At 56.1% G+C, this 25,510-nt stretch carries 19 protein-coding genes and 2 pseudogenes; 9 read left to right on the plus strand and 12 right to left on the minus strand.

The genetic code is table 11. The features are described from left to right. Both BLL38_RS03405 and BLL38_RS03410 read right to left on the minus strand, forming a co-directional pair. A pseudogene (locus BLL38_RS03405) lies at positions 1-332 on the minus strand (IS21 family transposase); the annotation flags it as partial. A gap of 80 nt (positions 333-412) precedes the next feature. Further along, complete coding sequence (locus BLL38_RS03410; protein ID WP_076961358.1) at positions 413-763, minus strand: hypothetical protein; 351 nt, start codon at positions 761-763, stop codon at positions 413-415. Between the two features lie 306 nt (positions 764-1,069). On the opposite strand from BLL38_RS03410, the gene BLL38_RS03415 reads away from it, so the two are divergent. Further along, positions 1,070-2,134: a hypothetical protein gene (locus tag BLL38_RS03415; protein WP_020300876.1), complete on the plus strand. Its 1,065-nt coding sequence runs from the start codon at positions 1,070-1,072 to the stop codon at positions 2,132-2,134. A 63-nt stretch (positions 2,135-2,197) separates the two neighbouring features. On the opposite strand, the gene BLL38_RS03420 is transcribed toward BLL38_RS03415, so the two are convergent. The 6 genes from BLL38_RS03420 to BLL38_RS03445 are packed head-to-tail and all read right to left on the minus strand — an operon-like array spanning position 2,198 to position 9,326. Beyond that, entirely contained in the window at positions 2,198-3,679 is a 1,482-nt protein-coding gene (locus tag BLL38_RS03420; protein WP_047531102.1) for an aldehyde dehydrogenase family protein, read from the minus strand. A gap of 43 nt (positions 3,680-3,722) precedes the next feature. Continuing rightward, on the minus strand, positions 3,723-4,571 hold the full coding sequence (locus tag BLL38_RS03425; RefSeq protein WP_020300874.1) for a VOC family protein: 849 nt from the start codon (positions 4,569-4,571) through the stop codon (positions 3,723-3,725). 14 nt (positions 4,572-4,585) lie between these two features. Continuing rightward, the gene (locus tag BLL38_RS03430; RefSeq protein WP_032904494.1) at positions 4,586-6,241 is read right to left on the minus strand and encodes a bifunctional 3-(3-hydroxy-phenyl)propionate/3-hydroxycinnamic acid hydroxylase; all 1,656 of its coding nucleotides are present in this window, start codon (positions 6,239-6,241) and stop codon (positions 4,586-4,588) included. Positions 6,242-6,270: 29 nt separating this feature from the next. Beyond that, complete coding sequence (locus tag BLL38_RS03435; protein ID WP_020300872.1) at positions 6,271-7,092, minus strand: IclR family transcriptional regulator; 822 nt, start codon at positions 7,090-7,092, stop codon at positions 6,271-6,273. A 1-nt stretch (position 7,093) separates the two neighbouring features. Beyond that, the gene (locus BLL38_RS03440; RefSeq protein ID WP_020300871.1) at positions 7,094-7,945 is read right to left on the minus strand and encodes a fumarylacetoacetate hydrolase family protein; all 852 of its coding nucleotides are present in this window, start codon (positions 7,943-7,945) and stop codon (positions 7,094-7,096) included. Between the two features lie 19 nt (positions 7,946-7,964). Then, the gene (locus BLL38_RS03445) at positions 7,965-9,326 is read right to left on the minus strand and encodes an MFS transporter (RefSeq protein ID WP_020300870.1); all 1,362 of its coding nucleotides are present in this window, start codon (positions 9,324-9,326) and stop codon (positions 7,965-7,967) included. Between the two features lie 216 nt (positions 9,327-9,542). Here BLL38_RS03445 and BLL38_RS03450 point away from each other — a divergent pair, with 216 nt between their 5' ends. Then, a complete protein-coding gene (locus BLL38_RS03450) occupies positions 9,543-11,339 on the plus strand; it encodes an FUSC family protein (RefSeq protein WP_020300869.1) in 1,797 nt (598 codons plus the stop codon). A gap of 18 nt (positions 11,340-11,357) precedes the next feature. After that, positions 11,358-12,746, plus strand: a pseudogene (locus BLL38_RS03455) (aldehyde dehydrogenase family protein). A gap of 155 nt (positions 12,747-12,901) precedes the next feature. Here BLL38_RS03455 and BLL38_RS03460 read toward each other — a convergent pair. The 3 genes from BLL38_RS03460 to BLL38_RS03470 all read right to left on the minus strand — a co-directional run bounded on the left by BLL38_RS03460 (position 12,902) and on the right by BLL38_RS03470 (position 17,545). Beyond that, positions 12,902-14,338 carry a carotenoid oxygenase family protein gene (locus tag BLL38_RS03460; protein ID WP_020300866.1) on the minus strand — a complete coding sequence of 479 codons (1,437 nt, stop codon included), beginning with the start codon at positions 14,336-14,338 and terminating at the stop codon, positions 12,902-12,904. A 236-nt stretch (positions 14,339-14,574) separates the two neighbouring features. Further along, the gene (gene mdlD, locus BLL38_RS03465) at positions 14,575-15,900 is read right to left on the minus strand and encodes an NAD(P)-dependent benzaldehyde dehydrogenase MdlD (protein WP_020300865.1); all 1,326 of its coding nucleotides are present in this window, start codon (positions 15,898-15,900) and stop codon (positions 14,575-14,577) included. A gap of 49 nt (positions 15,901-15,949) precedes the next feature. Continuing rightward, a complete protein-coding gene (locus tag BLL38_RS03470; RefSeq protein WP_032904492.1) occupies positions 15,950-17,545 on the minus strand; it encodes a GMC family oxidoreductase in 1,596 nt (531 codons plus the stop codon). 291 nt (positions 17,546-17,836) lie between these two features. On the opposite strand from BLL38_RS03470, the gene leuC reads away from it, so the two are divergent. Then, a complete protein-coding gene (leuC, locus tag BLL38_RS03475) occupies positions 17,837-19,249 on the plus strand; it encodes a 3-isopropylmalate dehydratase large subunit (RefSeq protein ID WP_020300863.1) in 1,413 nt (470 codons plus the stop codon). A 6-nt stretch (positions 19,250-19,255) separates the two neighbouring features. Continuing rightward, the gene (gene leuD / locus BLL38_RS03480) at positions 19,256-19,900 is read left to right on the plus strand and encodes a 3-isopropylmalate dehydratase small subunit (RefSeq protein WP_020300862.1); all 645 of its coding nucleotides are present in this window, start codon (positions 19,256-19,258) and stop codon (positions 19,898-19,900) included. Positions 19,901-19,914: 14 nt separating this feature from the next. Here leuD and BLL38_RS03485 read toward each other — a convergent pair whose 3' ends face one another. Next, positions 19,915-20,661 (minus strand): IclR family transcriptional regulator, encoded by a 747-nt coding sequence (locus BLL38_RS03485; RefSeq protein WP_032904489.1) that lies wholly within the window; start codon positions 20,659-20,661, stop codon positions 19,915-19,917. Positions 20,662-20,925: 264 nt separating this feature from the next. On the opposite strand from BLL38_RS03485, the gene BLL38_RS03490 reads away from it, so the two are divergent. The 4 genes from BLL38_RS03490 to BLL38_RS03505 are packed head-to-tail and all read left to right on the plus strand — an operon-like array spanning position 20,926 to position 25,405. Continuing rightward, positions 20,926-22,314 (plus strand): MFS transporter, encoded by a 1,389-nt coding sequence (locus tag BLL38_RS03490; protein WP_020300860.1) that lies wholly within the window; start codon positions 20,926-20,928, stop codon positions 22,312-22,314. An 18-nt stretch (positions 22,315-22,332) separates the two neighbouring features. Further along, positions 22,333-23,379 carry a cupin domain-containing protein gene (locus tag BLL38_RS03495; protein WP_020300859.1) on the plus strand — a complete coding sequence of 349 codons (1,047 nt, stop codon included), beginning with the start codon at positions 22,333-22,335 and terminating at the stop codon, positions 23,377-23,379. After that, positions 23,376-24,233, plus strand: a complete 858-nt coding sequence (locus tag BLL38_RS03500) for a fumarylacetoacetate hydrolase family protein (RefSeq protein WP_020300858.1) — start codon at positions 23,376-23,378, stop codon at positions 24,231-24,233. The genes BLL38_RS03495 and BLL38_RS03500 overlap by 4 nt, the downstream gene beginning before the upstream one ends. Next, complete coding sequence (locus BLL38_RS03505) at positions 24,230-25,405, plus strand: 3-hydroxybenzoate 6-monooxygenase (RefSeq protein ID WP_020300857.1); 1,176 nt, start codon at positions 24,230-24,232, stop codon at positions 25,403-25,405. The genes BLL38_RS03500 and BLL38_RS03505 overlap by 4 nt, the downstream gene beginning before the upstream one ends. Positions 25,406-25,510: the final 105 nt, after the last annotated feature.

Consider the following 25,510-nt stretch of genomic DNA (forward strand, 5'->3'; position numbering starts at 1 on the left):
CAGAACCAGCTGTACTGGAAGCCTTGCAGATGGGTGAGCCGATACTCTTGCCAGAGCAGGGCCAAGGTGACGCCGGGGCGACGTAACTCGGCATGGACATGAGCCCAGTCCGGCATCGGACGTTGATCGCTGGGAACCGTCGGCGCTGGCGGGAATAGACATCGCTCCAGTTCGGCGTCCGACAACTGCGTGGGCCAAGTCAGGCCGCTGGCAGCAAAGCGATTGAGGTACTCACCGACGCTGGCTCGACCCACTTGCAAGCTGACAGCGACCTGGCGGGCAGATAGGCCGACCTCGAATTTGAGACGTAGCACTTCCCTAATTTTACGCATGGATAACCGCTCCACGACGACCTCTCTGCTTCGATAAAAGAGGTCGATGGTAGTGAATTAATCCTGCGTTGCTGCCTGCTTTAAGGGTGGCCGGATGAGCGTGGAACGGGTGGCCGGATCACCGTGGAATCAGTGGCCGGATGTTCATGGAATAGGTGGCCGGATGGCCGTGGAATCCGCATCATGAATATATCGAGGATGAGCGTTTCAAGGTTGAGGCGTATCTCTGGCGTCGGCAAGTCAGGCACCGTTTGAAATTCGTCCTGCAAGCGCTTGAGGGAACTGGCGGCCTCCTCAAGCGCCCAGGCCACCGCACCTTCACCCATCTTCAACACAGCATTGGTCAGATGATGCTGACCAATCACCGCCTTGGAAAAAGCGTCCTCGACCGAGCCTTTTGGCTGCAGGTGAGAATAGAGATCAGTAGTCAAACGGTACTCCCTGTGAGTCGTAATGATTATTTATGTACGCATCACGCAGCCGCCCGTGGGGATCCAGCGCACTGTGATTGCAGTATAGCGTCGCGGTGATACTGCAATACCAAAAACGCCGTCGAGCTTGGATGGACAGACCGGAGACTGGCCCGGGGCGAGGCCCTATCGTAAGTGGTGGTGTTTTTAAATCGAGAGCACCCAGACGTTGCGCCATGAGCGCTTCTGTCTGACGACTGAAGGCCGCTGATCAGAGGCCTCTATTTTCGTATTCACTATGTGCACTCAAGCGAAGAGAGGATCTACATGTCTGCCCCTAAAAAGTGGATTCAAGCCAAAATCCAAAGCCTCGACCCAAGCAAGGATTACATTGAAATCTGGCGTTTATCGAACAGCTACGGGCTGAACGACTTCATGCAGAACTTCATCTACGCGTTGACCTTCCCTAATTTTGTCGTCACCGATTGGGGCTCCAGAGCGGTCTGGCGTGAAGACGGTGGCAAAGTCGTTTCACGGTCCACCTCGCGTGTAGAGCAGACCGGCAGCGCCAATGCGCTGTGGTGGTTCTACGGTCCTGAAGACAGCCGCACCATCAAGTCGGTTGAAGGTATTAATAATCTTCATGCGCATTGGGCCAAGCAGTATCCCGGTGCCTTTTCTTATAATGACGATTACGTGTACGTCTGTGCATTCACCGCCATCACAATGCACCGTCTGAAGTTGAAGATGGGCGCCCCGGGCCTCTCCGAGAACGAGAAGATTGCCGCGCACTTGTTCTGGCGTGACATGTGCAAACTCTTCCGTGCTGAAAACGATCAGCCGATCACTGGTTACCCGGATAGTTTCGACGCGCTCGTGGAATTTTGCGAAGCCTTCGAAAATGCTCCAAAACCCAAGCTTGAACGTGGCAATCTCATTATCACGGCGATTCATGAGCAGTTTGTCTTCCGCTTCTTCCCCAAGGAGTTGCATTGGTTTGGCCATCAGTTACTGCGCGCCATGTCATTGACCACCACGCTCGACACCATGCAGGTCGACCGCCCTGACCCCGCCGCGGCCCAGCTTTTGCCGCAACTGGCCGGCTACATGATGGGCATGATGGAAATGAATGCCGACGATCCGACTGAAGCCTATATCGAAGAGCGGATGAACATGTCCAGTGAAGATAAAGCCGAAGTGCGAAAGGGCATCCAGGCGCTGGACAAGCAATTCCCCGAGCATTACGTCGAAACGTACAAGAATGATCCTAAATTTGTCGGTTGCCCTTTTCATGCCGCTTTGGGCGATGGCGTTACACCGCAAAATGCAGCCGACAAACAAAGCATCAAGTCCATAGAGGCTCAGGTAGCGGCTTTGGGCGGCGACGAGTAACGCCAACTCACCTTGTTGCCCTGCATGACAATCAGCCCCGACAGGGGCTGACTGCGTGGTGCATTAAAAAGGGTAGTGGTGACCACCTGGCTGCCAGGTCACCCAGTGTGCGCGAGTGAATTCATCGACGGCATAATGACCGTTGAAACGCCCGAGCCCGGAGTTCTTTTCACCTCCGAAGGGCGCGTTTGGCTGGTCATCGACGGTGATGTCGTTGATGTGCGTCATGCCGGCGACGATGCCACGAGCGAACTGCAACCCGCGCGCCATGTCTTGGGTGAATACCGCACTGGACAACCCATACTCGCTGGCATTCGCAAGTCGCAGGGCGTGCGCTTCATCGTCGGCTATGAGCATTGGTAACAGTGGGCCAAATGTTTCATCTACCGCCAGGGCGTCATCGGCTTTTACGTTGCCGAAAACATGCGGTGGGAGCAACAGACCGTTGGCTGAAGCGCCGAACAGTTTAGTCAGGCCAGCGCTGTGTGCCTGATCAATCTTGCGTAACAGGCCATTCAATTGCGATTGATTGACGACAGGCCCAATCACGGTGTCCGCATCATTAGGGTTACCCACTTTCAGCTTGCTGACCCTCTCCACCACAAGTTCTGCAAACGCCGGGTATAAGGTGCGATCAACAATCACTCGGTTGACGCTCATGCATATCTGCCCTTGATGCAGGAAACGGCCGACCACGGCTGCGTGAGCTGCCACTTCAACGTCGGCATCATTCAGCACCACCAGTGGCGCGTTACCACCGAGTTCAAGAGCAACGCGTTTGATGTGCTTGCCACCCGTGGCGATGCGCCCGACATTGCGCCCCACGTCCGTAGAACCGGTGAACGAGATCAGCCTGGGTACTCGATGTTCCACGAAGGCGTCACCGATTTCCGATCCGGCGCCCACAACAACGTTGATGGTGCCCGCAGGGAAGCCCGCCGCCTCCAGTAGGTAGGCGATCAACAATCCGCCGCTGACAGCGGTATCACTCGCAGGTTTCAGCACTACGGTATTACCTAATGCCAAGGCCGGAATAACGGAGCGCATGCTTAGATAAAGCGGAAAATTCCATGGGCTGATCACCCCCACAACGCCAAGTGGATCACGGAACACAAAGCTCTGTTCGCCGGGCTTGTAGCTGGTCAAGATCCGACCCTCTACTTGCATCGGCATGCTCGCGCATTCTCGGACCAGGTTCAGCGTGCTTTGCCACTCGATGCCAGCCTTGATTCGAGTGCTGCCCGACTCTTTGATGAGCCAGTCGATAATTTCTTCACTGCGCTGCGCAACGATAACGGCAAGCTTTTCAAGCAACATAACCCGTTGGCCGGCGTGTAGCGCAGCCCACTCCAGCTGTGCCTTTTCGGCGGCCAGATAGGCTTCATCCAGATCGGCGACCGAGGCGAGCGGCATGTCCAACAGCAACTCGTTGTTGAAGGGGTTGCGGTTGTCCAGGCGTTTGGTTGAGCGACCTGGCTGCCAGCGGCCGTTAATGTATTGATGACCTTGAATGGCAAATGGAGCGGGTGCGTTCTGGTTGTTCATTTAGGCGACTCGATCAATTTAATGGATTGACTTCCCTGCAAAATCAGGTGCGCATCCAGGCGCGGCCCCAGGAGTTAAGAGTGTGCTCACTCTGCGGCCATACGCCGGCTTCACGGTCTGCTGGCGCCAGTTCAAGTTCGGCCGAGAATTCCAGTCGGTTCCGATCGGCATCGACCACCATGAAAAACAGATTGTTGCCCGGACCATGACGGCCAGGGCCGAAGAAAATGCTGATGCGCTCCTTGGCAAACCGGTCGCCCCAATCACGAATGTCATTCCACTCATTGGTTTCGTAACAATGGTGGTCCCATTCATTCTTCGACCCACGGAAAAAGGCGAGGGAGTGATGCTCGTCGTCGGAGCGCAGGAAACACACCATGAGCTGGCCGGTTTCCTGGTCGACCACGTTGTCGGAAATGGTGAAGCCAACGGTGTTGACGTAAAAGTCGATAATCGTCTCAAGCTCGGTGGTTTGGAACACAACGTGCTGCAACCTCGACGGCATGCCTTGCAGTTCAGCACTTGTATCGGGAAGTACTACGCCGAATATTGTCTGGCGACCCTGTGGATCCCGAATGGCAAACGCGCCTGGCTCAAGTAAAGGCGAGGTCACCGGATCCATCTGGCATTCACGCTCAATCAGGTTCTGACGCAGCGCTTCCAGTTTGGCGTTGGAGTGGAGGTTGAAGGCAGCGGCCAGCAGGCCGCTATGGTCGGCTGGCGAAATGATTGCCGCTCGTTTCGGCCCCCGCATCACCTGGCTGCCATCTGCTTGTGGCGATGCGCGCATGTCCATCATTCGCGTATAAAAATCTACCTGGCGTTGAGGTTCTTTGCTTGCCAGGTGCAGGTAGCACAGTTGAGCAGGGGTCGAAGTCTGGAGGGTCGTCATGGAAAACTCCGCGATCAAAGAGTAACTGGGGAATGGGCGGTATTGGCAGCCGCGACGGCGACTGTCGTAGCCTGTGCAATGCCCAACAAGGACTGAAGAGCCAGAGCTGTTTCTGACTCCTGAGCCTGGTCAAATATGGCGGCGACATAGCGGTCGGGACGTAGCAGCAGGAAGGTGCTGGCCTCGGCAAACAGTGCGCTTAACTCACCGTTGCGATCATGTACGATCGTGAGTCCCGCCAAAGGGGGCGGAAGCGGAGCGTCTTGTGGAATGATCACGATGCGCTTGGCATCCAGGTGGGTCCAGAGCAGGTGCTGCAGTTGATCCATGCGTTGGCTGCGCAGATCGCCATATTGAATCAAGGCAAAGCCCGGGCCGATGTGCTCATCCAACAGTTGCGCGCAGCCGTGAGAGTCGAAAAGAGTCGGCTGCGGCAGCATGGTCCCGGCGCGCAGGTTGCCGGCCTTACCTTGGGATAACACCAGGCCCTGGGTAAAACGAGGCTTTGGTTTAAACTTCATTTGCAGAAAGTAATCGCGCAGAGGCGGGATCAGCCCGATCACGCGGAAGGTGCTGGTAATGAGTTTGGCGCGCAAGGCTGAAGCCGGCGCCATGACCACCCCGAGATTCAGCGCCAGCTTGATCAGCGCCCAGGCATGATCGCGGCGTTCGCTTTCATAGGTCTCGAGGGCGCTTTTCGCCATTTGTCCCCGGAGTACCGCCACAAGTTTCCAGGCGATGTTATGCGCATCACGCACACCACTGTTCATGCCTTGGCCCGCATAGGGTGGGGTCAGGTGCGCAGCGTCACCGGCGAGAAAAACACGACCTTCCTGCCAGCGAGAGGCAACCCTGGCGTGGAAGGTGTAGACCACTTTGCGCACCAGCGAATAAGCTTTTTCACCCCGGAACGGCCGCAGCAAGTTGCCAAGGCTAGCGTCGCTGAGCATTTGCTCATCAGTCTCGTCGTCTTTGAGCATGAACTCGAAGCGACGTGTCTGATGAGGGCCGGGCACTTCTACGACAGGTCGCTGCGCGTCGCAATACACACGAGTCTGCCAGAACGGGTCATCGTCCTGATCCAGATCCACGACCAACCATCGGGACTTGAAGCTGGAACCCACCATATCGATACCCAGTTGTTTTCGAACCGGGCTTCTGCCGCCATCACAGGCAACCATGTACTGGGCGTGCACCTCAACCGTGTCACCGGCCGCATTTTGTATTCGAGCGAGAACGCCTGAGGCGTTCTGTGTGAAGTCGATCAGTTCATGGCAGAAAAGCGGAGTCAGGCTAGGGAAACGCTCCATACCTTGCATCAGCGTGCGTTCGAACAGGGGTTGCCTGAACGCATTGCGTTTGGGGTAGCCGTATTGCTTGCCGACAGGTTCGACCTTGCCAAAGCAACGTCCCCCTGGCTTGTCGAAGTAGTGAACGCCGTAGCCTTTGACGACGTCAGCCAACACGGCTTCATCCAGCCCGGCTGCCTGCATGGTTCGCAGCGACTCATCGTCGATCGAAACGGCACGCGGTTCAGTCACGGTGCCGGCTTTACGATCAAGAATGGTCGTACGCACGCCGGCCTGTCCGAGGAGGTTGGCCAACGTGAGTCCTGTCGGGCCGGCACCGATAATCAGTACGTCAGTATTCACGGGTGTAAGGGTTGTCATTTTTATTCCCTCGGTGACCGCCGGGCTGGTCAGTCCAGTACTTCTGGTCTGTGCGCCAGCGCGGTCATGAGTTGTGAAAGATTGTCGGCAAGGGCGAGGATTTGCTGGCCTTGCACTTCATCCTGTTCGCTATCGCGTTGCGAGGTCGGGCGCACGCAGCTGATGCTGCCCACCACTTTGCCGTCGCCATCGAATATGGGGGCCGCGAGGCCAAAGACGTCAGCATCGACTTCGCTGGTGCTCAGCACATATCCCTGGCGGCGCAAGCGTTGGAGCGAGCGCCGGAACACCTCCCAAGTCTTGCCAAGGTTGCTGGACTCGATGTCACTCGGGTTTTCCAGAAACAGTTGGCTTTGATGCCGTGAGCCCATGTTGGCGAGGATCGCTTTAGAGGTCGCTCCCATGAACAAAGGTCTTGGCGATCCTCGCGAGTAGCTCACTTGGTTGGAAAGGTTGCCGGTTTGATGGATACAGACCACTTGATCCTTGAACAGCCGACACACCAACCAGGCTTGCTCGGCACCCCATTGCGGAAAGGTCGACTCCAGGGAGTGCGCCGCGCGTACCAACGGATCACTGACGCGCAGTTGGCGATCCCAGGTGATGATTCTCGCGCCCAGCGCATAGCGACCGGCCTCCACCTGAAACAGCAAATTGGCCTCGGCCAGTTCGCGTACATAACGGTAGGCAGTGGAGCGTGTGAACCCCAGCGCATTTCCCATCCCGTCGACCGTCCAGATGGGATGGTGCTCGGTGAACAGGTCGAGAATTCGCAGCATCCGCTCCAGGCTGGAGCCTTTGCTGTCTGCCAGGTGCTCGGTGGTGTCTTCGGAATCAAACGGTTTTTGCATGTCAGCTCTCGTCTACAATACTGTTGCGCAGGATACCAATGCGCTCGATTTCGATTTCGACGATATCGCCCGGCTTCATCCAGACTGGTGGCTCGCGGAATGCACCAACGCCGCCGGTGGTGCCGCTGACGATTACGTCTCCAGGGGCCAGTTCAGTGAACGCGGTGCAGTACTCGATCAACTTGCGCACATCGAAAATCATGTCGCTGGTGCGCGTGTGTTGCATCACTTCGCCGTTCAAACGAGTCGTCAGTTCCAGGTCCTGCGGGTCGACGATTTCATCGCTGGTGACCATCCATGGGCCGAATCCACCGGTGGCCGGGAAGTTCTTCCCTGGAACAAACTGGATCGTGTGCTTCTGCCAGTCACGTACGCTGCCGTCGTTGTAGCAGGCATAGCCGGCGACGTAGTCCAAGGCGTCCTCCGGTTTGACGTGGCGAGCGGTCTTGCCGATCACCACGGCCAGTTCACCTTCGAAGTCAAGCTTGTGGGACACGGTTGGGCGAACGATGGGCTGCAGGTGTGCGGTCTGGCTGTCGGCAAAGCGGGTGAAAATCATCGGGTAGGTCGGCATGTCCCGACCAGTCTCGCGCACATGCGTGGCGTAGTTGATCCCGATGCAGAGCACTTTGCCTGGGTTGGCAATGACCGGCAAAAAGGTGATTTCACTCAATGCCAGGCGAGGCAGGTCTTTCAGCGCATCAGCCCCCAGTTCGCTCAGTCGATTGCGCGCGATGGCTTCTTTGAGGTCCGCACCCAGGTGAGACTTGAGTGATTCCAGGTCAATGACGTGGTCACCTTTAACAATGCCGTACGTGGAACGGTTTTGGTAAACGAAGCTTGCGATTTTCATGGGTATGCCTCTGGTTGCATCAATGATGTGTAACAGACTGTGAGGGTGTGGGTTGTTGTTTGCTCGCGGGGTCAAGTCGTAGCAAGGTAATCGCCGTCAGCGCGATGATTCCCGGAACCAACGCTGCGCTGAGGATCTCTGTCAAAACCCAGCCGGCTGCCAACATCAAGCCGCCGCAAACGGGCCCTGTAATGGAACCCACTCGCCCGACGCCAAGTGCCCAGCCGATGCCTGTGGAGCGTATTTCCTGTGGGTACAACTCGGCGGCCAAAGCGTTAAGACCTGCCTGCGCGCCTTGCACCAAAATGCCCAGCAACAACATTGCGGGGAAAAGCGAATAAATAGAAACAGGCAATTGGCTGAGCGCCAGCACGATTGTCAGGTAGCCCATGAATTCGATGGTCAATACGTTGACCGACCCCCAGCGGTTCATCAGCCAGCCTTGTACGACCGAGCCGATCACACCTCCCAGGCTGAAGAGAATGATGGCGCGAATGCCCATGCTCAGCGGTGCATGGGCTGCCACTAACAGCGTCGGGATCCAGCTCATAATGAAGTACAAAATCAGCAAGTTCATGGCATACGGCAGCCAAAGCAGCAGGGTGCGGCGCCACATGCCGGCTGTGAAAAGACGACTCAGGGAGGTAGAGGAGGTTGCCTGTTGGCGTAGTTGGCCAAGACTGGCGGGCAGTTCTGCGAGGTTGGGTGCGAGCCGTTTAATGATAGCGCTGAGGGCAGCACGACTGCCGGGTTGGCGACTGAGGAACTCAACCGACTCTGGAAGCCGCCACACCACAACGCCGGCGACCAGCAACGGCAGCGCGCCACCGATCAGGAAAAGGTTTTCCCACCCCCAGGTAGCGAGCAGTTGGTCGACCGTCAAGCCAGCCAGCATGGCGCCCAGTGGCATGCCACAGAACAGCAGCGTCACGGCACTGCGCGAGTAACGTCGCGGGCTGTATTCAGAGATCAGCGCCACCAGGTTGGGAATTGCCCCGCCGAGGCCTATGCCGGTCAGAAAGCGCACGACGAGCAACTGCGAGACGTTGTTAACAAAAGCGGTCAGTAACGCGAATGTGCCGAACAGCAGGATCGACAACACCAGAATTCTCTTGCGCCCCAAGCGATCCGCCATAGGGGCCAGTAGCAGTGCGCCGAGCATCAAACCAAATAAACCCGCCGCGAACACCGGTGCCAAGGCTTGGGGCGTTACGTTCAAGGTTGATGCCATGGCAGTCACCAGAAAACCGACGATCTGGGTGTCGAATCCGTCTAGCACTGCGACCAGTACGCAGAGGGCGAGCCCCTCCCATTGCAACCGGCTGACAGGGAGGGCGTCAACGACGTCGCAGAGGATATTGCTGGGTGTAGGCGTATGCATGAACTGGCCTCTTATTGTTTTTATTGTCTGGGCAGGCAGGTGCCCTTGACTGAGGCTAAATCTATTACGAAGCAAAAATCCTGTAAAGATAAAATAAACCAAAATCCTAAATAGCAGGAAATATGATATTTTGGTTTCTCGTCGGCATGCACCATGGCAATGAGAGCCGCGTGCGGCTGCGTTTCCCTTATCAGGCTGCGGATGTCAGTTCATCAAATGAATAAGTGGATCACTCAATCATTCGGTCGCTTGATAGGCCGTTTTGGCATGCAGCCCGAGCTTCAGTGGCCTTCTCGGTCAGCACTGATTTTCAGTCTGCACACAACCACGGCAGCTCTCTTGGCGCTGGTCATCGCTCAAATGCTGGACCTGCACCATCCTTGGTGGGCTGCGATGACAGTCTGGCTGGTGGCGCAACCTACGCGAGGCCTCTTGATCGAACGCATCGGCGCGCGGCTGATCGGTACGGTGGTGGGAGCCATGGCAGGCGGACTTTTGCTGACGGTGTTCTTTGATCAGCAGCACTGGCTAATGCTCGTACTGGCAGCCTGGATCGCAGCGTGCGCCGGGTATGGAAACCTGTTTCGACATTTTCGAAATTACGGTTTTGTGCTGGCAGGCTACACCGCAGCGATCGTCGCGCTGTTTGGTATTCAAGACCCCGTGCTCGATGTGGACCTAGCCCTTGGCAGAATCTATTGCACCGTCATCGGCGTGTTGGCTTCAGCTTGTTTTTCATGGACGTTTACAGGCAAGTCCGCGTCCCTGGAATCCGTGTACAACCGACTCGATGCGCTGATTGTGGCCAGCGTTCACTACAGCCTCAAAAGGTTGCAGGCAGGCACTGCACACGATGCCAAAAGTTTTAGTGCGCTGTTGCAGGAACTAGCGGCGCTTGATCTGTGCCTGGATGAAATTGCTACAGGTTCTCGAACAATGCGTTTACGGGTCTTTCGCACTCGCGACACGCTGGGCGCGCTTGTCGATTTGCTCGTAAGTAGCCATTTCGATGTTGGCGAAAAACTCCGATTCCCCTCTGACCTGTTGGTAGCAACTCATCCTGAATCGGCAGCTGCAATGGTGCTCGCGGTGATCAATGAGGTCCACAAAAACACTGAAAACCTTGCCGCAGGCACGCTGTTCGTTGAAAAATTACAACGCGTCTTTGCAGCGTTGAATGCTTGTGAAACGCCAGGCAGGGAAGCGTTGCAATCAACTCAACAGCGCGACTGGCACGCAACATGCCTCGCGGGCTCCAGACCCTTGATTGCGATGTCCATCGCCACCGCAATGTGGTGGGGCCTGGGTTGGTCAGACGGTCCAATGATGGTCATGACGGCCGTGTTGTTCGCCTCGCTGTTCTCCAGCCATAGCCACGCCAGTGCGGCGTTAAAAGACGTACTTGTTGGCTCGACCGCTGGAGCCGTTCTTGGCGTGACCTGCCGTTTTTGGCTGTTACCTGAAGTGGGAACGGTGTGGGAGCTGGCCTTGGTTATCGCACCGTTTTTGATGATCGGAGCGTTGCTCATGGCTCGGCCCGGTACAGCAAAACTGGCCATCGACCTGAACATGACCTTTTTGTTAATCGCTCAACCTGGATTGCAGGTAGACACCTCCCTTGAACATACCCTGTTGCAGATGTTGGCAATTCTGGGCGGGGTGTTCACTGCCGTGCTGACCTACCGATGGTTGGTTCCTTCATCGCCAGGCTCCCAGCGCAAGCGCCTGTGCAAGCGCATTGCGCGGCTCGCACTGAAGATCTCGGATACACCTGCCCCACCTGCTCAGGCACGAATTTATGATCAAGTCAGGGGTCTTCTGACAAGTCTGATCAGCCTCGAAAAAAAGGCCTCTCCACTGCTCATTGCTGCGTTCGAATGCGCAGCGATTGCTCAGCTTTTCGCTCACCACCGAACTGATGAACATCACACCCTTGCACTGCACCAGCAATTGGAAAACCTCGCGACTTCCAGGCTGGCAAGCAAGAAGAATACTGGCGCTGACCTACTTTGAATCAACCGGAGAACACCCATGTCTGACCGCCCAACACCGTGGCAAAACTTTACTGGCCAATACATCGCCGGGGCCTGGCGTTCCGGAAGTACGCGCAAGGTCCTGGAGAACCGCAACCCTTATGACAACGCCCTGCTGACCGAGCTTTCGCTGGGTGATGTTAGCGACCTCGACGACGCCTACCAGGCGGCAGCAACCGCGCAGAAAGCATGGGCGCAGACGTTACCTAATGAGCGCTCAGCCTTGTTCATGCGCGCCGTTAGCGTACTGGAAGCCAGGCACGAAGAAATTGTCGACTGATTGATTCGTGAGTCAGGCAGCACGCGTACCAAAGCCGAAATCGAGTGGTCAGCGGTACGTTCGACCATGATCACGGCCGCGGCCATGCCTTCGAGAGTCGTCGGCCGCATTCTGCCAATCGACACCCCCGACAAAGAAAGCCGCGTTTACCGTAAACCATTGGGTGTGGTCGGGGTTATCAGTCCCTGGAACTGGCCGATGCACCTTTCCAATCGGTCTATCGCACCGGCGCTGGCACTCGGTAACGCCGTCGTCGTGAAGCCTGCCGACGATACGCCGGTGACCGGTGGTTTGTTGTTGGCGAAAATTTACGAAGAGGCCGGTTTTCCGCCGGGAGTTTTGAACGTGGTCGTGGGAGACGTGGCTGATTTGGGTGATGCCTTTACCCTGCACCCGATTCCAAAATTCATCTTCTTCACGGGATCGACTCGGGTCGGGCGGCACATTGGGCGCGTTGGCAGTCACAGGCCCGACGCTCAAGCGAGTCGGGTTGGAGTTGGGTGGGAATGCTCCGTGTGTGGTGCTTGATGACGCGGACCTCGATCTGGCGGTGCACGCCGCCGTTGTGGGGCGCTTCCTGCACCAAGGTCAAATCTGCATGAGCAGTAACCGGATTATCGTCGACGCCTCGTTGCAAAAGGATTTCGTCGAAGCGTTTGTCGAGCGCGTTCGCCAGTTGAAAGTCGGCGATCCTGACCTTGCAGATACAGTCATTGGCCCGCTGATCAACCGTCGCCAGTTGGAGGGCGCAGTGGCCCGGATCGAGGCGGCGAAAGCCGAAAGCATCGAGTTGTTGCTCGGTGGCGCTGCACACGGGTAGGTACTGCCGCCTCATGTGTTCGTCAATGTCGATAACATGAGTGACTTGGCCCAGGCTGAGCAATTTTGTCCTGTAGCGCCGATCATCACTGCGCGTGACGAGGCACATGCGCTGGAGCCGGCATGACTCACATCAACGACATCTCGGTCAATGATGATCCGAACAACACGTTTGGCGGCGAGAAAAACAGTGGTATCGGGCGATTCAACAGCGATTGGATCATCGCGGAGCTGACCAGCGATCACTGGAACTCGGTGCAACACAAACGTCGCGCTTATCCGTTTTAAGGTCAGGGTTTTAGTGGACTGATCGTATGGCATGAATGCCCCTTGAAAGGGGCGTTCCTTCATACAAAGACTGCCCTGCAGCGATACGTTATTTGCAGGGCAGTCAGTTGTGCGTTGCTGTTGCCAGAACGCTCGGCTAGACCTCTACCGGTGGGTTATGGGATCCAGTTCCCATGAAAACCCAGCGGTATATGATGATCCAGCTTTACCCGTGCCAATGGTGCGCCCGTGAAGTCGCTCGCGTCGTGGATCACCAGTTCGCTTTTGTTTGTCTGGGGATCCCACCAGACGACCAGCAACCAACCATCGTCTTCACTCACCGCATCGGGTTTGGCCACGAATATCGGCTCGGCAGGGGACACGTCCCTGTCACCTTCCAGTGTTTGGTACTCGGTTTTGCCTGAAATAAAATCGTGCTTTATCAGGCAATTGAAATCGTGGCTGTCACTTTTGGGCTGGTGTACACCGGCAAAGTAGCCGTATTGGTGTTTTGCACCCAGGAGTTTTTCATTGATCCTAGGAAATTCGACGGAGAAATTTCCGACCCGTGCTCGTGTCATCTGACCGGCATCGAGATCCAGGGTCCAGCGGTACAGCGCGGGAGGTGTGAACGGCGAGCGTCCAGCGTCAGGAAAAGGAAACGGAAAGAAATTCTCGACTTTTATATCATCGACAAACTGGAGGTCACTGACGCAGCCGTCGACGATTATTTTGCCATCTTCCTCGTAGGCGTTGACGAAGTGTGTGGTTTGGTAAGCTTCATCGGTGAACCATTGAGTTGCACCGGTCTGCCGATGGACCACCAGGGTTCGATTGCTCTGCTTTGGGTCAAACGTCCACGCAGATTTGCCTGCAGGAACTCGGTCGGGTGATTCTGGACGCCAGTTGATGGGCCCAAAGAAGAAGACAAAATGATTTTCAGTGAACATGAAGTCGTGAATATAGGCGGGGGCGTCAAGTGTAACGACGTGCTGTTTCAGGATGTTCCCTTGTTTGTCAGCCAGTGCACAGACGAATCGGCGGGTTTCGGGTTCGACCGTATACAATAGTAGTTCATTTTTTGCGGCGTCGGTATGGATATGCGCGGTAACCAGTGCATCAATTGCGCCGTGGAAATCAAAGGTACCAATGGTTTCCAGGGTGTTTCGGTCAAGTTCATAATAGTGTCTACCCGCCTCTTGCAGAGCCAATACGCGTCCGTCGATTTCCACGACATTGACGTTGGCTACTTGCTTGACGGCAGCCGGCCCCTTTTCAAGCTGTGGTTGAGCTACTTCGTAAGACCCGTAAATACCGTTGTAGAGCGATCTACCGGCTGCTTCTTCTTCCTTGAAACCCTCGGTGCGCACCCATTTATTGCGGTAGTTGACAGCGCCGTTGCTGATATAAAACCCATGAACCATGCCATCTCCGTCGAACCAGTGGTATCGGTCAGGGCGAGCAGGCTCCCAACGCTGGTTGGATCCGGTTCGAAAAAGCACGCCCTCAAGTTCAGGCGGCACAGTACCTTCTATGCGAAGTTCATTGGCGATGATTTCGTTGGAGATGGGTTGGCGAATACCTTGTAAAAAGGGGCTGCTATTGTTCCACATGATGTATCTCCCGAAGGCTAATAGGGGTGTCTTATTAAGGGTTAATAGAATGCTAGCCTTTGGTGTTATTGCTGTCTCCGGGTTGTGAGTACGAATTCTTATGGAGTGTTGGTACTGAGGTGCATGCAGTTGTTTATGTTGAGCTCGTCACGGTTTATGTGGTCGCGCGATCAAGGCAGGATTGCAAAGAATACCTGCCGTTGACCTGCCTCAGGTTCGCGGAGTTGGTGTTTTATTTATACCGGCTTGCCAGACTCAACTATCCGTACAGACTTTTTGTGGGTAAATGCCAGGTAGCTGTATCGGCCGTGATATTCGCCCATCCCTGAACCGCCCACCCCACCGAACGGCAGGTATGGCGAAAACGCGTGCACCAGCACGCCGTTGACCTGAGCATCGCCGGCTTGAATGTGGTCGATGACGGGGTTGGCATTGGCTGTGTGGCCTGTGAACACATACACGGCCAGTGGTTTGGAGTGATGTTGATTGATGAGATCGACTGCATTATCCACCGAATCAAAAGTCAGCACCGGCAAAATGGGCCCAAACAGCTCTTCGGCCATCAGCGCATCGTCCCATTGCACTTGGTCGACCACGGTGGCGCTGAATACGCGCCGTTCTGGGTCTGCATCGCCGCCGACCAGCACCTTGCCCGCGCTCTTGCTCAACAAGTTTTGAAGACGCGATACTTGTTGGCTCGTGACGACTTTTCCCGTGGAACCTATGTCGGGCAGGTCCTGCTGAATGCGCTGCGTCAGGCGAGTTAGCAGTTCATCCTTGATGCTGCTGTGGACGTACAAGTAATCCGGTGCGATGCAGGTCTGGCCGCTGTTGATGAACTTGCCAAACATCAGCTGCGACACCACCAGATCGACATCGGCATCGGCCAGGGCAATCAAAGGGCACTTGCCGCCTAGTTCCAGGATCACTGGTGTGAGGTGCGCGGCGGCTGCCTGCATCACTATCTTGCCGACGTTAGGGCTGCCCGTGAAAAAGATGAAATCGAACGGCAAGCTCAGCAGGTGAGTATTCTCATCGCGTCCACCCTGAACCACAGCTATGTAGTTGGGAGAGAACGCTTCCTGAATGATTTTCTCGAGGACCAGTGAAGTGTTGGGGGTGGTTTCGGAGGGCTTAAGGATGCAAGTGTTGCCGCCAATGATTGCGCCTATCAGCGGCGTCAGCGTCAGGTTTACGGGGTAGTTAAACGGCCCGATGATGTAAGTAACGCCAAAGGGCTCTTGCGTGACATAGCACTGGGACGGCGCAATCAGGTCTGCGGTGGGTACCGTTTCTGGTGTCGCCCACTCGTCAAGGTGGGCGAGGGCGAAATCGATTTCGTGGAGGACTGCGCCGATCTCCGCGAGGTCCACATCGGCCTTGGGTTTTCCTAAATCTTCGTCCAGTGCGACGTACAGCGCCTCTTTGTGATTGAGCACTGCCTGTTTCAGGCGCTCCAGGCTGTGTTTGCGAAACTCGATGGGGTGGGTTTGGCGGGAGGCGAAATAGGCACGCTGCGACTCGAATACTGCATCGATGGACTCGGAGCTTGGATAGTTCATGGGTTGTCACCTTATCGAATTCAGTGGATGTTTATGAGCGTCACGCAGATCAGCGAAAGTAATCTTCACAGAGCATTTTGGCAGCGTGCAGGGCCAGCGCCTGAGTGGGCGCGTTGGTGTTGCCGCTAGTAATGTTGGGCATGATCGAGGCATCGATGACACGCAGATGCTCCACGCCTTTCACACGCAGGCGACCATCAACGACGGCACCTTCGTCCTTGCCCATGCGACAGGTGCCGACCGGGTGCCACATGGTGGTGGCGACGCGTTTGACCCATTCGCCAATCTGCTCATCGGATTGCACGCTGGGACCCGGTGAGACCTCTTCGTCGATCACCGGCGCTAGCGATTCCTGAGTCAGGACATGGCGCATGGCTTTCACCGACTCAACGGCCACTTTCAAATCGTATTCGTGGCCGATGAAATTTGGGTTGATCAGCGGCATAGAGGTAGGGTCAGCGTCAGCCAAACGTACCCAGCCGCGGCTTTTAGGCTGAAGCACCACTAACTCGAAGGTCACGCCGGGGCGCGTACCGGTAGGGCTCAAGCCGTCTTTGGAAATGATTGGTACGTGATAGCACTGAACGGTAGGGTCGCCCTGTAAGTTCAGGGGATCCCAATAGCTGACCGTCTCGATACCGCTGCCTGCGGCCGGGCCGTCTTTGGTCAGGATGTAGCGGATCCCTGCCTTCAGCGTCCCAAGGCCCTGGGCAACGCTTTGATAGCCCAAGTTCCCTTTCACATAGGCGCTGAGCGGTACGATAGGGTGGTCATGTAGGTTTTCGCCCACGCCGGGGGAATCGACCATCACCTCAATGCCGAATTCCTGCAACTGGGTCTTGGGGCCTATGCCGGAATGCATGAGAATCTTCGGGCTGTGTACCGCCCCGGCGCTGAGTATGACCTGCTTGCCCTGGATTTGCTGCGTAGTCCCGCCCTGGAGTATTTCGACCCCTACCGCGCGGTGGCTATCGATCAGCACCCGAGTGACCGTTGTGTTCGCCAGCAAGGTGACGCGGCCACTCTCCAGATGACGGCGCAGGTGCGCGACTACGGCACTGCAACGGCGACTGTTCTCGATGTTCGATTGCACCGGTGACACACCGATCTGGCTGGCGCCGTTGTAATCCGGATTGTAGGGCAGGCCGTATTCCTGAAATGCCTTCAGGCAATACTGGTTCAGTTCGTTGATCCCTTTGGGCAGCTGCACGGCCAGATTGCCTTGGGTGCCATGATGTTCATCATGGAACGTGTCGTTTTTTTCTTGCTCGATGAAGGCACGCCACATGCTGGCGTGATTCCAGTCCCCGTCGCCTGCGGTGGCTTCGTCCCACGCATCGAAGTCGCGTTTTTGGCCACGCACATACGCCATGGCATTTACCGACGTGCCTCCCCCCAACACCTTGCCGGAGCGAAAGCGTCGCTCAGTACCATGCTGGGCGACGGTGGAATGGGTCCACACGTGTTTATCCTTGGCCAGGATGGTGCCGAAGCCGGCTGGAATATGGATCAGCGGGTCGGAATCCTTGCCGCCGGCTTCGATCACGGCAATGCTGGCCCGACTGTTCTCGGCCAGATAACTGGCCACCACGCATCCGGCTGCACCACTTCCTACAATCAGCACGTCAAAGCTTTTAGTTGTCATATTTACCCACTGCGGATCGCTCTTGAACGGATGAGTATTGAGGGGGGATAGCGCACTGCCTATCAGACATCGCTATCAAAAGCCGAGATCAGGAATCGTTTAAGCGGGCGCTTTCGCTGTTCAGATTTTACAAATCTGAACAGTACAGTTGGACAACACATAGTACTTTGCCACTCTTTAAAAATCAAAAATAGCGCATTACGATAAAAGCGCTCTATATTGTCTGAGCAAGCTTGCCTACAATCCGGCCAGGCAGGTCCGTAATGATCGATCTGACAAGAGGAGCCTCCAGTGCCCAAAACGCTGCTGCAAAAACTCTGGGAAACGCACGTCGTACGTCATGACCCGGACGGTTCGGCGATGCTTTACATCGATCTGCAGTTGATCAATGAAGTCACCAGCCCCCAGGCTTTTGAAGGTTTATCGGCAGCGGGGCTGAACCCTTGGCGAAGCGGCACGATCATCGCCACCTCGGACCACAATGTGCCGACTAGGGACTTGGCTCTGGGCATTCAGGATCCGGTAGCGAAAATTCAGGTTCAGACGCTTGAGCGTAACTGCGATGACCTGAACCTGCGCCACTTTAAAATGGGTGATCAAAGGCAGGGCATTTTGCATGTCATCGCGCCTGAATCTGGCGCCAGTCTTCCGGGAATGACCATCGTCTGTGGCGACTCTCATACCAGTACCCATGGTGCTTTCGCGGCCTTGGCATTTGGCATCGGCACTTCCGAGATCGAGCACGTTCTCGCCACCCAGTGCCTGCGTGTTTCACCCATGGCGGCGATGAAGGTTCAGATCGACGGCGAATTGCAGCCGTTCGTGACCGCAAAAGACTTGGCCCTGAGCTTGATTCGCAAAATCGGTACTGCGGGGGCCACCGGTCATGCAATCGAGTTCACGGGCAGCACGGTCAGTAGCATGTCCATGGAAGCGCGGATGACCCTTTGCAATATGGCAATCGAAGCCGGAGCTCGCGTCGGGCTGATCGGTGTAGACGAGACCACACTGGCCTACCTGCACGGCCGACCTCATGCGCCGCGAGACGCAGGCTGGGAGGCCGCCGCTACGTTTTGGCGCACGCTTCACAGCGACCCTGGGGCAATTTTCCAACAGGTGGTGAACCTGGATGCAGCAAAAGTTGCCCCTCAAGTTTCATGGGGAACTTCTCCGCAAATGGTGTGCGATGTTCTAGAAAAGGTGCCCGACCCCGCGGACGAAGTAGACCCCGCTAAACGTCAGGCCTTGGTCAGCGCGCTCGACTATATGGGGATTACAGCGGGCACAGCCATCGTTTCAATCGAACTCGACAAGATTTTCATAGGCTCCTGCACCAATGCACGCATCGAGGACCTGCGGGCAGCTGCCCAGGTTGTAGTCGGTCAAAAAGTATCCACGCGTATCAAACAAGCATTGGTGGTGCCGGGATCAGGACAGGTCAAAGCCATGGCTGAAGCCGAGGGCTTGGACAGGATATTCATCGACGCTGGGTTTGAATGGCGCGAGCCCGGTTGTTCGATGTGCTTGGGAATGAACGAGGACCGGCTGCTCCCTGGGGAGCGTTGTGCATCTACGTCCAATCGCAATTTCGAGGGGCGTCAGGGGCAGGGTGGCAGAACTCACCTCGTGAGCCCGGTCACTGCAGCAGCGGCGGCCCTGGCAGGACATTTCGTTGATATAACCGCTGCCCAGATAAGGAGTTGAAAGGCCGTGAAACCATTCAAGCAGTTTTGTGCAGTAGCGGCGCCGCTTGATCGAATCAATGTGGACACGGACGCCATTTTGCCGAAGCAATTCATGAAATTGATCAGCAAATATGGCTATGGCGATTACCTGTTCGATAACTGGCGTTATCTAGACCAAGGCCAACCTGGGGACGACTGCTCGGTACGACCGCTCAACGAGCAGTTCATGCTCAACCAGCCCCGGTTCAAGTCAGCGCAAATCCTGCTGTGCCGAGATAATTTCGGTTGTGGTTCGAGCCGCGAGCACGCGCCGTGGGCCTTGCGTGATTTCGGGTTCAAAGCGCTGCTCAGCACCAGTTTCGCAGATATTTTTTATGGCAACTGCCTTAAGAACGGCGTGCTGCCCATCGTGTTGACCAAGGATGAAATGGATCACCTGTTCTCACTCGCGGCCCGTGATGCTGCGTTGCAACTTGAGATCAATCTAGCGGACCAAACCGTTTCCCAGCCTGAGGGCGTGATCTACCGTTTCGAGATCGATGCATTCCGCAAAAAATGCGTGATGTTGGGGCTCGATGAAATCAGCCTGACGCTCGCTCAAGCCGACGACGTGCGCTTATACGAAAGCAAGCGACGCGCCACCGAGCCTTGGCTGTTTCCAGAGAGCTGACGGCGTTGTGTATTTCATGATCCAGAAGACGCCAACACCGTCATTTTCTGCGTCATCTCGGCCCCGGCCTTCGCAACAATAGGCGCGAGCAGTGTTCTGACTTCCGGGGAGGCATCGACGACGGGTATCACGATGCTGATGCTGCCGATCACCCGTTTATCGTCAAAAACGGCGGCTGAAATACCCGCAGCGCTATTGCCCAATTCGCCTGAAGTGATGACTACGGACTCGTTTCTCAGCGATCTCAGTGTCTGCTTGACTTGCGCCCAATTGGCCCCAAGGCCAAAGCGCTCGAATTCGCCCGTTACGCCTTCGTAGTAGGGTTTGACCTGGCGCAATGGCAGGTGCGCCAGGATGACCTTTGAGGCTGCGCCTTGGTAAAGGGGCCTTGGGAGGCCGCGCTCATAGCTGATGTCTTGCTTGAAACGGGTGGTGAACTCCTCATGCACGCACATGACGTGCTCTTGGAAGTACCGGCATAAAATCGCGATGCTGTCAGCGGGGGCCGCATTCAGCATGTCACCCATGACCAACCTTGCAGCCTGGATCATCGGATCACCCAACCGCATTTTTCTATCCAACGCGATGATTGCTGGGCCCAGCACGTAGCGCCCCGGGGTAAAGGCGCTGATGTATCCGGCACCCGACAGGGTTCGAAAGTAACGGTACGTATGGCTCGCCGATAGTCCTAACTCGATCGCCGCTTCGTCCACAGACCAATCAGATTTGCTGTCTCCACTGAACAATTCGAGCAGGCGCATCAAGCGATCCTGGGAGCTGCCTTTGGGATCTTCTGCGCCTGAGACTTGCATGGCTGACGCGCCGGTTACCTGCTGCTTTATCAACCCTGCCCCCTTAGAAAGGTGTGCTTGACGGAGCCCGCATGTTACCGCCAAGCTCGACCACGAGGTGAGTAAAAACAAAAATAGCGCCATAAGATAAAAGCGTTGACACTTTTTGGAAAAAACATAATTATCGTATTACAACAAATAATACAAAACACCTTAAGGTGTGAGGGTTCCATCATGAGCCAGCTAGCGCAGCCATCGTCCCCCGTCCTCGACATCGCCCCTATTCTCGATCACGGAGAGTGGACGTCCTATCAAAAGCGAATTCTCTTCTTGGTCGCCCTCGTCATGGTGTTCGATGGCGTGGACGCGCAGGTGCTTAGCCTGTCGCTGTCCTCCATTTCAGCCGAATGGGGTATCAGCCGCGCAGCCTTTGCACCGGTGCTTGGATTCAGTTTCGTGGCCATGGCACTGGGGACGGCCCTCGGGGGCCTGTTGGGCGACCGCATCGGCAGAAAATGGACCCTCATCGCGTCCAGCGTAACGTTTGGCCTGATGACGTTATTGGGCGCGCTCGCCGATGACATCGTCTTTCTGGGCGTCTGCCGAGTGATTGCATCGTTGGGCATGGGAGCAGCCATGCCTAACGTCACGGCAATGCTGGCTGAGTACACACCTTTGCGCCGGCGCAGCCTTGCCCTCGCCATCGGGATGAGCGCGTTGCCTTTTGGCGGTATTGTCGTTGGCCTGTTAGGGGCGCAAATTCTTCCTGCCCTTGGCTGGCGCAGTTTTTTCGTGATTGCGGGGTGTGCGCCGTTGATCGTCGCGCTGACGCTGATCATTGGCGTCCCAGAGTCGCTGAGATTTCTGGTGGCGCGCGGCATCAAGCCGGCAGCGTGCCTGAACATCATTCGCCACCTGGGGCATGCGGTGTCATTGACCACCACGTTGGAGGACAGCGGCGAAGCGGCTGCAGTCAAGAAGGCTTCGGTGCGAACGTTAATGGCCAGCGAATATGCCGGCGACACACGGGTTCTGGCGGTCGCTTTCTTTACCGTGATTCTGTCTAGCTACCTCATGTTTACCTGGTCCCCCTCCCTGTTCGTCGAGGCCGGTTACAGCGTCAGTATGTCCAGCGCAAGTATGGCGTTGTTCAGCCTCGGTGGCCTGATTGGAGGGGTGGGCGGCGGCTGGCTGTTCAGTCGCTTCGGTTCGCGCAAAACCATGCTCTGCATGGCGGCGGGGGCGTTGGCCTGCTGCGCTGCGCTGATGGTAACGCCGTTGCAACCTGCTGCGAATTCGCTCCCTATCATCACCGTTAGCCTGCTGCTGCTCGGCCTCTGCGTACCGGGCACACAAGCAATCCTATTCGTGCTGGCGGCGCAGATATTCCCTACCTCAATGCGTGCAAGTGGCGTCGGTTTGCCCGCAGCTTTCGGACGGCTGGGCGCGGTGCTGAGCGCTTTCATCGGCCCCTGGATTCTTGCCAGCACAGGCACTCGGTTCTTCGGTTTTATAGCAGCCATGATGTTGATTCTTTTTGTCGCGCTGACCCTCGTCCGTCGCCACATCGCACGGACCGCAAACCAAGACCGTAGCGATGCACGGCTGAACGAAGTTCGATAGATAGGTAAGGAGATATTTGTGAGTAACAATGCCTTTAGAGATCACATTGCCCATGACAACATGACGCCCCTCTGGGAGGTATTGCGCGGGCTTACCCCGCGCGAGCCCAAGCAGACGGCGGACCCCGTAATCTGGCGCGCCGAAACCATTCGCCAAAATATGAAAATGGCCTGTGAGGTCATCTCCGCCGAAGATGCGGAGCGCCGTGTGCTTGTCCTAGAAAACCCTAAGTTTCGGGGCAAGTCGCAGATAACGTCATCCCTCTATGCGGGTATTCAAATGATCCTGCCCGGGGAGGTCGCCCCCAGTCATCGCCATACGGCGTCTGCGCTAAGACTGATTTTAAGTGGCCAGGGTGGGTTCACTACGGTGCATGGCGAAAAGGTACTAATGAACCCGGGTGACTTTGTCATCACGCCCACGAACGTTTTTCATGACCATGGTGCGCAGGGCACGGAACCTGTGATGTGGCTGGACGGCCTGGATGTGCCTGTTGTGCAAATGCTCAACGCCGGTTTCTCTGCTGATGACCCGAATCTACGTCAGGCCCTGACACGCCCGACAGGCGACTCCAATGCGCGATTCGCCGCTGGCCTGAGACCTGTAGGCGACACCCACGGCGGCCCCGTCAGCCCACTTTTTCACTACCCCTATTCGCGCACGCGTGCAGCGCTTGAACAGTTGTCGCTCGTCGATGAGTGGGACGCGTGCAACGGTTTCAAACTGATGTTTACCAACCCAACGAATGGGCTGTCCCCGATTCGCTCGATGGGTGCCTTTATGCAGATGTTCCCAGCAGGGTTCAAGGGCACGAGCTTTCGTGAAACCGACGGAGCTGTTTGCTGCGTGGTTGAAGGCAGCCTGCGCGTTCAGGTCGGTGACCAAACGTGGACAGCCTGCAAGGACGACGTATTTGTTGTTCCGGGTTGGGCATGGCGTTGTTTTGAGGCGGACGAGCAATGCGTACTGTTCAGCTTTTCCGATCGACCGTTGCAAGAACACCTCGGTTTTTGGCGCAGCGAAATCAATCCGAGCGCAACTACTACACCAGGAGAAAAACCATGAAAATTTGTCTGTTTAACGATAACCGTTTGGGCCTGATTGAGGGCGACATTGTCTATGACGTTTCCCAAGCACTGCGTATTTTGTCACCTGCCCGTTATCCGTTTCCGCGCCATGACCTGCTGATCGCTAACCTGGCCGAGCTACGCCCCGAAATCTCGCTTGCCAAGGGAAGCGCAGCGGTCTTCAAGTTAAGCGATGTCGAGCTGCTTAGCCCCGTCGGTAACCCAGGCAAAATTGTGGCTGCGCCTGTCAACTATCAAGCTCACCTTGATGAAGCCATCGCAGACACGGAGACGTTTACACGTGCCAATGTCCGAAAAATCCAGGAGACGGGCCTCTTCCTGAAAGCTACCAGCTCGCTGATCGGTGTCAGTAAACCGATTGTGATTAATCTTCCAGAGCGCCGTACCGATCACGAAATCGAGCTAGTCGCTGTTATTGGCAAGCGTGCCAAGGATGTGAAGGCGAAAGACGCACTGGCCTATGTTGCCGGATACAGCATTGGCCTGGACATCACGATCCGCGGGCCTGAAGAGCGAAGCTTGCGCAAATCGTTGGACACTTACTCGGTGTTGGGGCCATGGCTTGTCACGGCTGATGAGCTCAGCGACCCACAGGGCTTGGAGTTGCTGCTGGAGGTTAATGGTGAGAAACGCCAGCACGCCAATACTCGGGATTTGATCATGAACGTGGCAGAGCTGATCGAATTCGCCTCGACCTATTACACACTTGAGCCGGGTGATTTGTTGTACACCGGAACGCCCGAAGGTGTGGGTCCCATTGTTCACGGTGATCAGATCAAAGCACGAATTGAAGGGATTGGTGAAATTGTTGTCGAGGTCGTGTCGTCATGAGCCTACAAGATCCAATTGTAATCATTGGGGGGGGCATTGGCGGTCTGGCAGCAGCGCTGGCACTCTCACATAAGGGCTTCAAAACGCTCTTAATCGAACAGGCCGAAGAGTTTCGCGAAGTCGGTGCGGGGATCCAGGTGGGTCCTAACGGTTTTCGCGTGTTGGAGACGCTCGGCGTTGCTGATCAGGTACGCGAACTTACCGTGTTACCCGATGATTTGATCTTCATGGACAGTGTCAGCGCTGAGGTGGTTACCACCATCCCGACAGGCGCAGCGTTTCGGGAACGTTTCAAGTATCCCTACGCCTTGGTGCATCGTGCGGACCTGCATTCGGTTCTTCTGGCCGCGTGTCGCGAGTCCGCTGATGTCGACTTCAGGATCGCCACAAAAGTGGTGGGCTACGAAGATGATGGCCTGTCCGTGTGCGTGACCACTGACCAAGGTGAAACCATTCGGGGTTGCGCACTGATTGGCGCAGATGGATTGTGGTCGAAAGTCAGAGAGAAAATTGTCGGTGACGGTGCGCCTGTGGTCTCCGGGCACATTGCGTACCGGGCGGTGTTGCCCATTGAGGACGTGCCGCTTGAGTTTCGACGCAACTCGATGATTCTTTGGGGGGGGCCAAAGTCCCACCTGGTCCAGTACCCGCTTCGAGGTGGAAAACTATTCAACCTGGTCGCAGTCTTCCACAGCGACCGCTATGTAGAGGGCTGGAACACCGAGGGAGACCCTGAAGAATTACGCCGTCGGTTTGCCGGCACGTGTGACACCGTACAAACGCTCCTGTCCAAAATTGAAAGCTGGCGGATGTGGGTATTGTGCGATCGTGAACCCGTGAAAAACTGGAGTGAGGGACGTACCACGCTTCTGGGCGATGCCGCGCACCCCATGTTGCAATACCTTGCACAAGGGGCGTGTATGGCGATGGAAGATGGCGTCGTACTCGCACAGGAAATCGAAAAGTGTCAGGGTGATTTTGAGTCAGCTTTTAAGGCATATCAGGCTCGCCGATACCTTCGCACTGGCCGTTGCCAGGTGATGGCACGTGTTCATGGAGAGTTCTACCATGCCGAAGGAGTGGCAGCCGAACTGCGTAACGGTATGCTCGCCGCACGCACCCCTGAACAAGCATATGCCGGTCTCACCTGGTTATATGACGCGATAATTTAGAACTCCCAGTGACGGTCAATTATTCAACGTGCTCACGTTGCCGGGTTGATCGTCGCTTTCTGCTGTACGCAATGATCATTCTATAAAAATAAAAAGGGTGAAATC

The organism is Pseudomonas gessardii, from assembly GCF_001983165.1.
Taxonomy (GTDB): Bacteria; Pseudomonadota; Gammaproteobacteria; order Pseudomonadales; family Pseudomonadaceae; genus Aquipseudomonas; species Aquipseudomonas gessardii.

Excerpts from the sequence above, each read along its gene's own strand:
- BLL38_RS03460 (WP_020300866.1), bottom strand. The coding sequence starts at position 14,338 with ATGTGGAACAATAGCAGCCCCTTTTTACAAGGTATTCGCCAACCCATC.
- BLL38_RS03485 (WP_032904489.1), bottom strand. The coding sequence starts at position 20,661 with ATGCGCCTGCTCGAATTGTTCAGTGGAGACAGCAAATCTGATTGGTCT.
- BLL38_RS03435 (WP_020300872.1), bottom strand. The coding sequence starts at position 7,092 with ATGCAAAAACCGTTTGATTCCGAAGACACCACCGAGCACCTGGCAGAC.
- BLL38_RS03415 (WP_020300876.1), top strand. The coding sequence starts at position 1,070 with ATGTCTGCCCCTAAAAAGTGGATTCAAGCCAAAATCCAAAGCCTCGAC.
- BLL38_RS03450 (WP_020300869.1), top strand. The coding sequence starts at position 9,543 with ATGAATAAGTGGATCACTCAATCATTCGGTCGCTTGATAGGCCGTTTT.
- BLL38_RS03500 (WP_020300858.1), top strand. The coding sequence starts at position 23,376 with ATGAAAATTTGTCTGTTTAACGATAACCGTTTGGGCCTGATTGAGGGC.
- BLL38_RS03440 (WP_020300871.1), bottom strand. The coding sequence starts at position 7,945 with ATGAAAATCGCAAGCTTCGTTTACCAAAACCGTTCCACGTACGGCATT.
- BLL38_RS03425 (WP_020300874.1), bottom strand. The coding sequence starts at position 4,571 with ATGACGACCCTCCAGACTTCGACCCCTGCTCAACTGTGCTACCTGCAC.
- BLL38_RS03505 (WP_020300857.1), top strand. The coding sequence starts at position 24,230 with ATGAGCCTACAAGATCCAATTGTAATCATTGGGGGGGGCATTGGCGGT.
- BLL38_RS03420 (WP_047531102.1), bottom strand. The coding sequence starts at position 3,679 with ATGAACAACCAGAACGCACCCGCTCCATTTGCCATTCAAGGTCATCAA.
- mdlD (WP_020300865.1), bottom strand. The coding sequence starts at position 15,900 with ATGAACTATCCAAGCTCCGAGTCCATCGATGCAGTATTCGAGTCGCAG.
- BLL38_RS03490 (WP_020300860.1), top strand. The coding sequence starts at position 20,926 with ATGAGCCAGCTAGCGCAGCCATCGTCCCCCGTCCTCGACATCGCCCCT.
- BLL38_RS03430 (WP_032904494.1), bottom strand. The coding sequence starts at position 6,241 with ATGACAACCCTTACACCCGTGAATACTGACGTACTGATTATCGGTGCC.
- BLL38_RS03470 (WP_032904492.1), bottom strand. The coding sequence starts at position 17,545 with ATGACAACTAAAAGCTTTGACGTGCTGATTGTAGGAAGTGGTGCAGCC.
- BLL38_RS03445 (WP_020300870.1), bottom strand. The coding sequence starts at position 9,326 with ATGCATACGCCTACACCCAGCAATATCCTCTGCGACGTCGTTGACGCC.